The organism is Bacillus sp. FSL R5-0439, from assembly GCF_038008805.1.
In the GTDB taxonomy this organism is placed as follows: domain Bacteria; phylum Bacillota; class Bacilli; order Bacillales; family Bacillaceae; genus Bacillus; species Bacillus safensis.
The window spans coordinates 1708404-1720531 of record NZ_JBBOZW010000001.1; the positions used below are offsets into that span (position 1 = coordinate 1708404).

Here is a 12128-nt window from a genome sequence, read left to right on the forward strand (position 1 = left end):
TGCAGCAGTAAAATACCCCGATCTGTTAACGGCTGAGATCGGGGTACTGTTTATTTTCGCCAAAATGTTGAACAATCCGCTTTGTCTTCGATATTAAATTCGATCATTTTTTTCAGGAGAGGATAATCAACTGGCAAGCTTTCTTTCATGCGAAACATCTTTTTGCCATGATCATACCCAGCTTGTACAATGTCAGCTGAAAATTGATCAATTCCTTTTCCTTCTGGTGCGACAGAAATGTGATGTTTTGCGACGCTAAATCCAATAATAAATGTGCCGTGATCTGTGAACATAGGCTGATTCCAAGCAATTCTTGGCTCTAATTGAGGGAATGTGTCTTCTACCCATTGTAAGATGTCTTGAGTGCGCTGCTTCAGCTCGGGGTTACCGATTTTGCTAGTATATTCTTCAAACACATGCATGATGTTTATCCTCCATTTCCATCGACCTCATAAGCCTCAGACGGGATTCGAACCCGCACTCCTTTCGTAAGCATAGGCTAGGGGCAACACGCTTCCCTACGGAATTTCACCGACAGGAATTTCACCTGTCTCAGCTCGTGTGCTTTTCGGTGCTTCTGAAACCCTTGCCTTGCGACCCGCCAGCTACAATTTGTTTTACGGCGCTCTTCCCTTCTAGAGCTACTGAGGCGTGTAAGTGATTGATCATATTATATAAAGAAACTGGATAAATGAAAAGCTGCGCTGATCATTAGTTTACTGTTCATTAGGAGAATCGCACAAAATAGTCTTTGAAATGATGCGGTATTAACCATCATAAGATTAGAAAGCCCTAACAATGGGCTTTTTTCATTTCATCTCGAGATGTTTATTTTAAAAAAAGGCGGAATTTTTTCGCAAATATCATTGACTAGAAGAAAGAAACGCACTTTCATTGGAAACGGTTATTGAAGATTCAAGTGATTCATATTAAAATGATGTCAAATGGACGAATTAGCAATTGCTAATAGAAGTTCCATATTTAGTGAAATCATGTGCTGCAGCTGAAGGTGATTGGGGGTGTAGAATGAGCAAAGTTCCTGTTGCGGAATTGGCATCATTATTAAATGACTGGAACATGGAAATCAAAAAAGATCATGCAGATGAGGCAGAACGGTTATTTGCCAAAGCGAAACAAGCGGTAGAGGAAATTGACGATGCGGATATCCTCATATACTATTCTCTTCTTGAGAAGAGGCATCACATTCTTATGTACAATTTAAGAGGGCAAAAGGGCAATGTTTCAACGAAAAGTATAGAGGGTCATTATGGAAAAAAAGAAGATGACCTGTCTAACCGTCTTGCCTATTATTTCGATTTTTATGAGGGTGTGTATGAGCAGCATCAAGGTAATTATGAGGTTGCATTACAAATGTATCAAAGTGCTGAAAAGCTCTTAGATAAAATTCCAAGTGAGATAGAACGTGCTGATTTCGATTTTAAAGTGGCATGGCTTTATTACCGGCTTAGTCATATCATGCTCTCATTAAGCTATATCCGCAGAGCGCTCCACGTCTATAAGCGGCACAAGCAGTATGAAAGAAGAACGGCCCTTTCATACTCTCTTATAGCAGCGAATCTAACGGAGATCGGCCGGTATGAAGAGGCGCTTGAGAATTATCGTCTGGCAGAAGAAGTTTTGACAAGCGAGCAGGATGATTTTATGCTGGCTCAGCTTCATCACAATGTGGCCATTTTATATTCATTTTGGAACAAACCGAAGGAATCGATACGTCATCTTGAAAAAGCACTGTCCCATCAAGAGTACTATGATTCAGATTTCTTTTTCCATTCTACGTATCTGATCAGCCGGGAACTCTGTGTGATTGGTGAAAAGCAGCGTGCAAGCCAATATATAGAGGCTGCATATGCCAGAATAAAGGATGCTTCGCATGAAGTGTTTCAGCTAAAAATAGGCATCGTACATGATCTTTACTTAACGCATGCGCCACAAAGATTTCAGCAAATTGATGAGAAATTAAGAAAGTTAGAAGAGAAGAATGAATATCATGAAGTAAAAGAGCTATCACAATTTGCAGCAAAATATTGTGAAAAGCAAGCACTTTATGAGCAGTCTGTTTTTTACTTGAACAAAAGTTTAGAAGCAGATTTACATATGAAAAGAATGGGGTTGATTTAAGATGAAAACAGGACTAAAAGTATTATTTGTTGTTGGTTTAGCGGTCGCTGCGACTGTTCTATCGCAAAATGTAGCGGGTTCATTCGAAGTTGCAGAAAAAATCATTGGTGGTTAATACCATGTATCTCTCGCCCTTGTTGATATCGTCAGCAAGGGTTTTTTGTGTTTTAATAGGCTCTTCTTATTAAACGCTGCAAGAACGTTTAATAAGAAGAATTCGCAACAAAGGGGGTGTGCAAATTTATTACCTGCTCCATTATTCTAAATAAACATAGGGCAGAGCAACAAGTTAAAAAGGTCACTTTTCTTTGCTTAATTTAATTTTTTGCAGGACTTTTCATTCAAATTTTATCAAATTGGTCTAATGTACATAGAAGGAAAAGAAAAAGCAGGAGCACCGCCCCTTTTGTCATGCATATGATGAGATAAGGTCTGATTTGAAGGCAGGTGATTGTATGTATCCACGGGTTTATGGTGGTTTTCATGGAGGCGGTTTTAGCGGAGGCGGGGCACATATTGGGCCAGTTGGTTCCCATATCGGCTTTGGCGGATATTATTTGAGCCCTGGTGTATTCTCTGGCTTAGGCGGTTTTCCCGGGTACGGAGGATTCGGGACATTTTCTGGATATCCATATGGTTCTACGTTCATCATGGGGCGCCCTCCTGGATTTTATGTGAGGAGTTATTAGTGTAAGATCACATTAATTGAAATAGCCATCTAAAGAGAGGCTATTTCAATTGGTGAAAGTGCTTCAATCCAGCTGTTATCACAATGATGCCTAGAATGATGATCGGCAGCCAAATGATGATAAACGGATCGTAACGATCTGTGTATGCAGCTAAAGCCGCACCAAGGCAATAGAAGACAATAGAGCCTATTCGCATCAAGCTGACAAGCTGGATAGGAGCTTTTCTTTTTTCCCTGTATGATATGCGCTGAGCTGCATCTTCAAATAGATTAGCGAGTGTACTCGTGAGAACAGTTGTGGAAATGCCAGCAACATTCAATTTACGAGCGGCTGCTGTCTGCATGCCCATGGCCATACTTAAAAGGATGATCAGCATAAAGTAAGCACCTTGTGTATAAGGGAAAATGGTCATGAGAGCAAATAGAAGCAAAATCATCACTTCTATGATAAAAATGCGTGTCACGGCTTTTGGCCAAAACGCTTTCTCATGCTTCCCGCCTACCACAACTGCAAGTAAAACCCCTAAAACGAATCCACTTAGAGCAATGATGGAATGAAGGGCTGTTAGCTGTAAGGAGCTTCCTGCTGCAATGCCAAGCAGCACAATATTACCTGTCATATTGGCTGTAAACACATGCCCTAGGCTTAAATAGCCAATTACATCCACAATTCCTGCGGAAAGACATAAGAAAATCAAAGCTGTATTTCGAAATGAATGTGCGGTCAAAATCGTCATCCCTTTCTTCCTCTCTAATGAATAAGTGTAACGCTTCATGACCGCGGATGTCCATCTGATGAGAAGGTCACATGTGTGCAAGCTGATGTAAGACTTGTCTAAAAGCATCATCATTCACAAGGTGCCTCATGCGGCGGAACGGATCGCCTTTTTCCTTTAAACGCTCTATGACAGCTGGCATCGTAAAAAGAGAAGGATGAAGCTCATCATGATAGAGTTCGTCCCATTCAAGCGGTGTCGCAACAAGTCCAAGCTCATTTCCTCTCGGGGAATATGGAGCGATAATTGTTTTTCCAGTATCATGCTGAATGTAGTCTAAATACAAGCGATTGCCGCGATTTTTCTTAAGACGTTCCAGAGTAAATAGATCCGGTGCTTGCTCACATAAAAAATGGCATATAAACGCAGTGAATTGTCTTGTTTCTTCGTATGTGAAGGCATTTTTCTTTAAAGGAATATAGACCTGAAGCCCTTTACCTCCGCTTGTTTTAATAAAGGCTGTGAGAAAAAGTCCGTCTAAAAGCGCTTTGATTCGTTTAGCAGCTTCTATGGCTAGATGAAACTCATTTACAGATGGCGGGTCCAGATCAAAGACGATTTCTGTCGGCCGATCCGTATCTCTTGTTTCAAAAGGGATATGAAATTCCATCGCTAGCTGGTTGCCAAGCCAAAGAAGCGTACGAGGATCATTACAGACCGTGTAAGAAATATCATCAACTTCATCTGTCAAAACAAAATCCGGCGCATAATCAGGAGTTGACTTTTGATAAAAGAATTCGTCTCCACTGCCATGCGGATACCGAATTAAAGTAAGACGCCTTTCACGTAAAAAGGGCAAAAGATAGGGAGCCACTTGTCTTAAATAAAGTAAGTAATCTGCCTTGTTCAGTTGAAGGGTCGGGACAATCGGTTTCTCAGGGTGAGTGACATCTATAACAGCAGGGAGTGGATACAGCTGTTTGAGCATTTGCTGAATTGTACATGCTGATGGATCTGCATCTAGTAAAAAGGAAGAAAAACGCGGCTCTCTTAACGCCGATCCATCAAAGGATATACACGCAATGCTGGCAACGATAGAAGGAGGAATTTCATATGATGATCCTCCTGTTAACTGGCCCTTTGTCTGAAATAGCGTGCGCAGTGTTTGTTCTTCTTCTTTAGATAATCCATGCTTGAATTGGACAACCTCGATGAGAGCGGAATCTTGATAAATGCAGCCTTGGAAATAGCCATTTTCTTTGTCAAAACGGGTTACAATGACAGATACATACCGCCAGTTTTTTATTTTCAGCCATTCTTTTGAACGAGTATTGTCATGCCATTTACTCGTCTTTTTTTTCGCTACTAACCCTTCTGCTAAATACATCGTCATCAAGTTTTTCATGTATTCAGAGTCTGGGTCTGTATGAATGACCTGCAGAAGGGAAGGGTGCTCCAGCTGAACTGATGAAGGGAGCTTTGCGTCTTGGAAAACTTGCTGCAGCTGATTTTTTCTTTCCATCAACGGTAAATCAACGAGAGGTTTCCCTTTACATCTTAATAGATCAAACGCAATGAAATGACATGGAAATCGTTCAGCCTGTCTTTGGATGGCTTCTTTGTTTTTCAGCCGGCCTCTTTGCTGAACCTTCGCAAACTCACTTTGCTGTTCACTTAGTAAAAAGACCAATTCTCCGTCAAGTGTCATTGGTAAAAAAGGAGCAAATTCGTCTCTTAATTGTTCGCACTGATCCATCACTTCAGGAAATTGCTCATTTAGCTGTTTTCCGGTCCTGCTTTCTAAACGAATCTCGTCTTCTTCCCATACAAAAATAGCCCGAAAGCCATCATATTTTAATTCATACACCCAGTCTGCACTGGTAGGAATATCATGTGCAGGTGTTAATCGCATAGGTTTCATTGTGTATGTCACTTCCTTATATCATGTGTTCTTAGAGTGGGATGAAATTTTCAATCACATACATAAGTATGGTGAAAACATTACATAGTAAGGAGAAAAGAACGGAGGAAGCGAGATGCATACAGTATGGAAAGGCGGCATTAGTTTCGGATTGGTCAATATTCCAGTCAAGCTGTTTACCGCTACAGAGAACAAAGACATTAAATTAAGACAGCTGCATAAAGAGTGTCACACGCCCATTAACTACAAGAAAGTATGTGCCAATTGCGGTGAAGAGGTAGCACCGGAACAAATTGTGAAGGCGTATGAATATGCGAAAAATAAATTTATTGAATTGGACGATGAAGAGCTAGAAAAACTGCGAAAAGAAAATGAAGAAAAAGCCGTTGAAATCATTGATTTTGTAAAGATTGAAGAGATAGATCCAATCTATTATGAAAGAAGTTATTTCTTATCACCGGATACCGGCGGAGCGAAGGCTTATTCATTATTAAGAAAAGCTTTAGAGGAATCAGGGAAAATTGGTGTAGCAAAAATTATGATCCGCTCAAAGGAGCAATTAGCGATCGTTAGGTGCTATGAACATATTTTGCTGATGGAAACCATTCATTTCCCTGACGAAATTAGACAAGTATCAGATGTACCGAATATCCCCCAAGAGGAGAACATTGTCAAGAAAGAGCTAGATACAGCGCTCCTTTTAATCGAGCAGCTGACCACAACATTCGATCCAGCGGCATACCAAGATGAATACAGAGAACAGCTGATGAATTTAATTGGCGATAAAATATCTGGAGAACATACCGTTCAACCAGAAACGACAGGCAAAAAAGATCCTGCATCCAATGTGACTGATTTAATGGCCGCACTACAGGCATCAATCGACCGTTCAAAACCAGACAAAGCGAAAAAAGCAGCGCCTAAGAAAAGAAAAACACCAGCGAAAAAAGAAAAGAATGCATAAAATAAGACCGCTGACAAGCGGTCTTATTGCGGCTTTAACACATCCTGAATCGTCCCATCTTTTCGGTGAATGACAACGGATGTTCCTTTATTAGCTGAAATCTCCTTTGCCCGGTCAATTGCTTCTTGTTTTGTTTCTTTGACCTCACTTGCTCGTTTCGCTTTCTCTGTTTGAATCGCCCAGCCTTCCTCGTGCTTCACTACATGCTGCGCATGATCCATGAGCTCTGGTCTTGCGGAGCTACTGCCCTCAGAAGGTTTGACAGAACCATGAGATGAGAAATTCTCTACCTCTTTCTCCGTTGCGTTCTTTTTCCACTCTTTCGCTTGACTGATTGCAATTGGAATGGCTCTATTTTCCTCATAGCCTTCCTGTATCATTTTATTGGCAATCTCAAGCGCTTTTTTTCGAATAACGTTGTCTAATGATTGAAATGAAGCTGGATAATCGTTCATCGTCCAAGGCATATAAACCGCTCCTTTCTGTTATTTTATTTGAACACCTTCCCCCATCTGCAATGGGTCAAACATACAATGTCTCTCAAACTAATGTTAGGGATAAAATACATCGTTTTGCTGAGGCAGAATATCATCAACTCCTGCAGAATAGAAGGTAGAAAAGGAGTGATTTTGATGATGATGAAAGGTTTATATGAAGCACATTTACCTGTGAGTGACTTGAAGGCATCTATTGCGTTTTATGAAAAATTGGAATTGACACTTGCTCATGAAAATGAACGAGTTGCTTTTTTATGGATTGAGAAAGGAAAGAGCTGGCTTGGCCTGTGGAAAGTAGATATAAATGACTTTCCATACCATCCAGCGACTCGGCATGTTGCCTTTCAAATTACAACGTCTAGTATCGAACAGATCAAGACTTGGCTGATTGAAAGAGGCATCAGCATTCACCCAATGTTTGGTTTTTCAGAAGAAAAGCAGCCTTTAGTTCTCGATAATCCGCCGCAATTTCATGCAGCGATCTATTTTCTTGACCCAGATGAGAATCTCCTTGAATGCATTGCTCCGCTTGAACTTGATACAGGTGAAGACTACGATATCATGACGTATGAGGATTGGGAACGAAAGAAAAATCCGTTTATTGATTGACAAAATCACTCATTGTAACTATATTGATTACAACGGTGGTGAAAGATTGTGAAACAAATTAGCAGCAGGTATCCGATTGCTGTTCATATTGTGTCATTTATTGCAGGTGTTCCAAAAGAGTGTACTAGTGATTTTATTGCAGAGAGCGTGAATTCAAATCCAGCCATTGTTCGAAAAATGATGGCAATGCTCAAACGGGCGGGTCTCATTGAGATTCGCCGCGGAGTAGGCGGTGCTTATTTAAAAAGAGCGGCTGAGGATATTACGCTGTTAGATGTGTATCGTGCTGTGGATGTAAGCGAGGATGAAGAATTGTTTAACTTTCATCAGCCCGTCATCGCATGCCCGATTGGTCAAGCGATGGACACGAGACTTCGGCATGAACTAAAAGAAGCACAAGATGCACTTGAGAATCACCTAAAGCAAGTGACAATTCAGCAATTATTAACAGAGGCGGAATAAAAAAGCTCGTACATTAGAGCTTTTTTTACACCTTTGTTGTAACCATTTCGATTATAACGAATGCACATCACCGTTGAACGAAAAATGAGGAGGTCAACAAATGAAATTATTAGTAACAGGCGCAACGGGACAACTTGGATCGCTCGTCGTCAAGCATTTGCTTACAAAAGTACCGGCTGAACAAATTGCAGTCAGTGTTCGAAATCCGCAAAAAGCAGCACATTTGAAGGATGCTGGGGTGGATGTACGCCGTGGAGATTTTACTCAGCCAGACACCCTGACATCAGCATTTGAGGGCATTGACCGTCTGTTGATCATTTCAACGGCGGATGGAGACCGCGTGCAGCAGCATAAAGCGGCAATCGAAGCGGCAAAAGCAGCAAATGTGAGTTTTATTGCTTATACAAGTGTTGTCAATGCAAGAGAGAGTCAGCTTGTCCTTGCAAATGACCATGCCAAAACAGAAGAAGCCATTTTGGCCTCTGGCATTCCTCATGTATTTTTAAGAAACAACTGGTATGTTGAAAACGAAAAAGATACGATTCTGGCGTCAGTCAGCGGCGCACCATTTTTAAGCCCTATTGGCGAAGCAAAGGTTGGCTGGGCAACAAGAAATGACTACGCAGAAGCGGCAGCAAATGCATTAACACTTCCAGTACATGATCAGGAGATATATGAACTGTCAGGCCCGCTTCGGACACATAGTGAACTTGCACAAATTGTCAGCAAGGTGAGCGGAAAAGAAATCAAAGTAGAAAAAATAGATGTAGATACATTTGGAGAATTTTTAGCTTCAAATGGTGTACCAAAAGAAGCAGTGCCATTTGTCAAAGCCATTCAAAGCGGCATTCGCGATGGTGCTTTAGCCGTCGAAAGCCAAGATTTTGAAACATTGCTAGGCCGGCCGTTAACACCTATTGAAGAAAAAATTAGTGAATTGATTTCAAAATAAACATCAAAAACGCCCTATGAAAAGGGCGTTTTTTTATTTAGTCACACAGTCCATAAGTACAAATTTTAGACAAATCACTTCGTTGAAATTTCAGAAATTTGGGATTAAAATGAAATTAAGGCCTGTTATTTAATCATCAGATGATCAGAATGATGAATCAAAATGCAGCAATAGAAGGGAAGTTCGCCGATGAAAGTCCATTTATTCGTTACTTGTTTAGTTGACACGATGCAGCCAAATGTAGGAAAGGCGACAGTGGAAGTATTGGAAAGACTCGGTGTTGAAGTGGAATTTCCAGAAGCACAAGTGTGCTGCGGACAGCCAGCCTTTAACAGCGGCTATACAAAGGAGACAATCAAAGCAGCGAAAAATATGATCAAAGCCTTTGAATCAGCTGAATATGTTGTGACACCATCAGGTTCGTGTAAGGCGATGTTTTTAGAATATCCTCATCTTTTAAAAGAAGACCGAGTGTGGTCGGCCAAAGCTGAGGCACTTGCCGCAAAAACATATGAATTAACAGAGTTTATTGTTGATATATTACACGTGACAGATGTAGGGGCAAGCCTGAAAGGGAACGCAGCCTATCACACCTCCTGTCATATGACGAGACTGCTGCGTATTAAGGAGGCGCCTTTTACGCTGTTGTCAAATGTCAAAGATTTGACGATGAGACCATTGCCCCGCGCAGAAAATTGCTGCGGATTTGGAGGAACCTTTTCAGTGAAAATGACCCCTATTTCTGAGCAGATGGTTGACGAAAAAGTACAAAGCATAGAGGAGACAGGCGCTGATTATATTATTGGTGCTGACTGCGGCTGCCTGCTGAATATTGGCGGGAGGCTGAACCGTCTTGATAAACCCATCCAAGTGATGCACATCGCAGAAGTATTAAACAGCCGCGGACTTTAAGAGGAGGAACGGCACATGAGTATGAAAATTGGAGAAAAGGCCTTTAAAGAACGGATCGGGAAAGGTTTAGAAGACGCTGTCATGAGAGGTGCTGTCTCCTCAGCACAGGAACGTCTGTATAAAAGGCGGCTGACTGCAAGCGAGGAGCTTGGCAATTGGGAAAAGTGGCGTGAGCTTGGTGAGGAAATCCGGCAGCATACGCTGACGCATCTTGATGACTACTTATATCAATTAAGTGAAAGTGTAAGTGCACGCGGAGGCCATGTCTTTTTTGCGAAAACAAAGGAAGAGGCATCAGCATATATTCAAGAGGTGGCACAGAAAAAAGCAGCCAAAAAGGTCGTCAAATCAAAATCAATGGTCACAGAAGAAATCGAGATGAATCAAGCGCTTGAAGAGGTCGGCTGTGAGGTGGTAGAAAGCGATCTTGGTGAATATATTCTGCAAGTGGATGACCATGAACCGCCTTCACATATTGTGGCACCTGCTCTTCATATGACGAAAGAGCAAATACGGGAAGTATTTCATGAGAAGCTAGGGTATGAGATGTCAGAAACACCCGAAGAAATGACGAATTTTGTAAGAGCCATCTTGCGTGAAAAATTTCTAGAAGCTGATATTGGTGTGACCGGCTGTAATTTTGCAGTGGCCAACACAGGGTCCATCTGCCTTGTAACAAATGAAGGGAATGCAGATCTTGTCACGGCTATACCGAAGACGCATATTGCCGTTATGGGAATGGAGCGGCTTGTTCCAACGATGGAGGAACTGGATGTCCTTGTGGGTCTTTTGTGCAGAAGCGCAGTCGGCCAGAAATTAACTAGTTATATTTCTGTAGTGGGACCAAAAGGAGAAGGTGAAGTGGATGGACCAGAAGAATTCCACTTGGTCATTGTGGACAATGGGCGGTCAAATATATTAGGAACGGCCTTTCAGCCTGTTCTCCAATGTATCCGGTGTGCAGCCTGCATCAATGTCTGCCCCGTTTACCGGCATGTTGGCGGACATTCGTACGGTTCGATTTATCCAGGGCCAATCGGAGCTGTTCTTTCGCCGCTTCTTGGCGGCTATGATGACTACAAGGAGCTCCCCTTTGCATCAAGTCTGTGCGCAGCCTGCACGGATGCTTGTCCAGTGAAGATTCCACTTCATGAGTTATTGATTAAACATAGACAGGTAATCGTTGAAAAAGAGGGGAGAGCGCCTAAAACTGAAATGCTGGCGATGAAAATGTTTGGCATAGGGGCAGCGTCTCCCGGGATGTATCAATTTGGAACAAAAGCAGCCCCTGCATTGATGAATCGTATGGCGACAAATGGACAAATTTCAAAAGGAATAGGTCCTTTAAAGAATTGGACAGATATTCGTGACCTGCCAGCTCCAAGTAAAGAAAGATTCAGGGATTGGTTTAAGAAGAGACAAAAGGAGGAGCAGCGATGAAGGGGACCATTTCTCACCGAGAGTCGTTTTTATCTCATATCCAGCATCAATTAGGCAAAAACTCTTCCCCATCTGCCTCTATTCAACGGCCGGCATGGAAGCATCAAGTCCAGTGGGATACAAACGGAAGTTTGTCTAAAGATGAATTAGTCGAGCAATTGAAAAAGCAATGTCAGCAAATTCATACAAGAGTAGTCGAAACAACACCGGAGAAAGCGCCCTCGGTATTACGATTGTTGATGACAGAATATGGTGAGGGTGCTGTGATGACATCGTGTGATCATCGCTTTGAACAATATGGTTTCAGCCCTATGTTTGACAGCTTGCAACGAGATGGGATTTCCATCGCCTGCTGGAATACAGATCTATCAAGAGAAGAAAACATAAGGCAGGCAGAACAAGCGAAATATGCAGTTGTGTTCAGTGATTATACCCTTGCAGAATCAGGTACAGTTGTCCTTTCATCCCATCAAGGTCAAGGGAGAGCGCTGCATTTTTTGCCAATGATGTATATCGTGTGTATAGAGAAAAGCTCGATTATTCCGCGAATGATTCAGGCTGTTTCGGCTCTTAATCGCTCAGTAGAAGAGGGGGAGCAGGCGAAAGGTGCCATCCATTTCATATCAGGTCCAAGTAATTCTGCCGATATTGAAATGAATTTAGTGGTAGGGGTTCATGGTCCAGTTCAGGCCATTTATCTGTTAATAGATGATGAATGAAGGCTTTCGTAATGAAAGCTTTTTTTCATCCAACAAGTTGACGCCAGTTTTAAAAAATCATCTTGCCACTAGGTGAATGGACATAGTAAGATGACGACATATAAGATGA

Annotated in this window: 13 protein-coding genes; 9 read left to right on the forward strand and 4 right to left on the reverse strand. The window is 41.8% G+C overall.

What is annotated here, in order from left to right; translation table 11 throughout:
* Window positions 1-50: 50 nt before the first annotated feature.
* Window positions 51-422, reverse strand: a complete 372-nt coding sequence (locus NST59_RS08610; protein WP_151284310.1) for an iron chaperone — start codon at window positions 420-422, stop codon at window positions 51-53.
* Window positions 423-1026: 604 nt separating this feature from the next.
* Here NST59_RS08610 and NST59_RS08615 point away from each other — a divergent pair.
* Window positions 1027-2139 carry a response regulator aspartate phosphatase gene (locus tag NST59_RS08615; protein ID WP_039178848.1) on the forward strand — a complete coding sequence of 371 codons (1113 nt, stop codon included), beginning with the start codon at window positions 1027-1029 and terminating at the stop codon, window positions 2137-2139.
* 455 nt (window positions 2140-2594) lie between these two features.
* The gene (locus NST59_RS08620) at window positions 2595-2828 is read left to right on the forward strand and encodes a hypothetical protein (protein WP_024425111.1); all 234 of its coding nucleotides are present in this window, start codon (window positions 2595-2597) and stop codon (window positions 2826-2828) included.
* Window positions 2829-2868: 40 nt separating this feature from the next.
* On the opposite strand, the gene NST59_RS08625 is transcribed toward NST59_RS08620, so the two are convergent.
* Entirely contained in the window at window positions 2869-3564 is a 696-nt protein-coding gene (locus NST59_RS08625) for a YoaK family protein (protein ID WP_126681889.1), read from the reverse strand.
* 67 nt (window positions 3565-3631) lie between these two features.
* Complete coding sequence (locus tag NST59_RS08630) at window positions 3632-5464, reverse strand: DNA ligase D (RefSeq protein WP_341040560.1); 1833 nt, start codon at window positions 5462-5464, stop codon at window positions 3632-3634.
* A 115-nt stretch (window positions 5465-5579) separates the two neighbouring features.
* Between NST59_RS08630 and ku the strand changes: the two genes are divergently transcribed.
* Entirely contained in the window at window positions 5580-6428 is an 849-nt protein-coding gene (gene ku / locus NST59_RS08635; protein WP_341040561.1) for a non-homologous end joining protein Ku, read from the forward strand.
* Window positions 6429-6451: 23 nt separating this feature from the next.
* Here the strand turns inward: ku and NST59_RS08640 are convergent, their stop codons facing one another.
* A complete protein-coding gene (locus NST59_RS08640) occupies window positions 6452-6895 on the reverse strand; it encodes a DUF2188 domain-containing protein (RefSeq protein ID WP_144490491.1) in 444 nt (147 codons plus the stop codon).
* Window positions 6896-7060: 165 nt separating this feature from the next.
* Here NST59_RS08640 and NST59_RS08645 point away from each other — a divergent pair, with 165 nt between their 5' ends.
* The 6 genes from NST59_RS08645 to NST59_RS08670 all read left to right on the forward strand — a co-directional run bounded on the left by NST59_RS08645 (window position 7061) and on the right by NST59_RS08670 (window position 12019).
* On the forward strand, window positions 7061-7534 hold the full coding sequence (locus NST59_RS08645) for a VOC family protein (RefSeq protein ID WP_081258458.1): 474 nt from the start codon (window positions 7061-7063) through the stop codon (window positions 7532-7534).
* A 48-nt stretch (window positions 7535-7582) separates the two neighbouring features.
* Window positions 7583-7996 (forward strand): Rrf2 family transcriptional regulator, encoded by a 414-nt coding sequence (locus NST59_RS08650; protein WP_064498501.1) that lies wholly within the window; start codon window positions 7583-7585, stop codon window positions 7994-7996.
* A gap of 100 nt (window positions 7997-8096) precedes the next feature.
* Window positions 8097-8948: an SDR family oxidoreductase gene (locus NST59_RS08655; protein WP_064498502.1), complete on the forward strand. Its 852-nt coding sequence runs from the start codon at window positions 8097-8099 to the stop codon at window positions 8946-8948.
* Between the two features lie 189 nt (window positions 8949-9137).
* The gene (locus NST59_RS08660) at window positions 9138-9860 is read left to right on the forward strand and encodes a (Fe-S)-binding protein (protein ID WP_058838693.1); all 723 of its coding nucleotides are present in this window, start codon (window positions 9138-9140) and stop codon (window positions 9858-9860) included.
* A 15-nt stretch (window positions 9861-9875) separates the two neighbouring features.
* Window positions 9876-11300: a LutB/LldF family L-lactate oxidation iron-sulfur protein gene (locus NST59_RS08665; RefSeq protein WP_064498503.1), complete on the forward strand. Its 1425-nt coding sequence runs from the start codon at window positions 9876-9878 to the stop codon at window positions 11298-11300.
* Entirely contained in the window at window positions 11297-12019 is a 723-nt protein-coding gene (locus tag NST59_RS08670; protein ID WP_059375419.1) for a LutC/YkgG family protein, read from the forward strand. Before NST59_RS08665 ends, NST59_RS08670 begins: the two co-directional genes overlap by 4 nt.
* Window positions 12020-12128: the final 109 nt, after the last annotated feature.

What these genes read in the sequence shown, in the direction of transcription:
- NST59_RS08615 (WP_039178848.1), top strand. Translation starts at nt 1,027, where the DNA reads ATGAGCAAAGTTCCTGTTGCGGAATTGGCATCATTATTAAATGACTGG.
- NST59_RS08665 (WP_064498503.1), top strand. Translation starts at nt 9,876, where the DNA reads ATGAGTATGAAAATTGGAGAAAAGGCCTTTAAAGAACGGATCGGGAAA.
- NST59_RS08645 (WP_081258458.1), top strand. Translation starts at nt 7,061, where the DNA reads ATGATGATGAAAGGTTTATATGAAGCACATTTACCTGTGAGTGACTTG.
- NST59_RS08610 (WP_151284310.1), bottom strand. Translation starts at nt 422, where the DNA reads ATGCATGTGTTTGAAGAATATACTAGCAAAATCGGTAACCCCGAGCTG.
- NST59_RS08670 (WP_059375419.1), top strand. Translation starts at nt 11,297, where the DNA reads ATGAAGGGGACCATTTCTCACCGAGAGTCGTTTTTATCTCATATCCAG.
- ku (WP_341040561.1), top strand. Translation starts at nt 5,580, where the DNA reads ATGCATACAGTATGGAAAGGCGGCATTAGTTTCGGATTGGTCAATATT.
- NST59_RS08630 (WP_341040560.1), bottom strand. Translation starts at nt 5,464, where the DNA reads ATGAAACCTATGCGATTAACACCTGCACATGATATTCCTACCAGTGCA.
- NST59_RS08660 (WP_058838693.1), top strand. Translation starts at nt 9,138, where the DNA reads ATGAAAGTCCATTTATTCGTTACTTGTTTAGTTGACACGATGCAGCCA.
- NST59_RS08640 (WP_144490491.1), bottom strand. Translation starts at nt 6,895, where the DNA reads ATGCCTTGGACGATGAACGATTATCCAGCTTCATTTCAATCATTAGAC.
- NST59_RS08620 (WP_024425111.1), top strand. Translation starts at nt 2,595, where the DNA reads ATGTATCCACGGGTTTATGGTGGTTTTCATGGAGGCGGTTTTAGCGGA.
- NST59_RS08655 (WP_064498502.1), top strand. Translation starts at nt 8,097, where the DNA reads ATGAAATTATTAGTAACAGGCGCAACGGGACAACTTGGATCGCTCGTC.
- NST59_RS08625 (WP_126681889.1), bottom strand. Translation starts at nt 3,564, where the DNA reads ATGACGATTTTGACCGCACATTCATTTCGAAATACAGCTTTGATTTTC.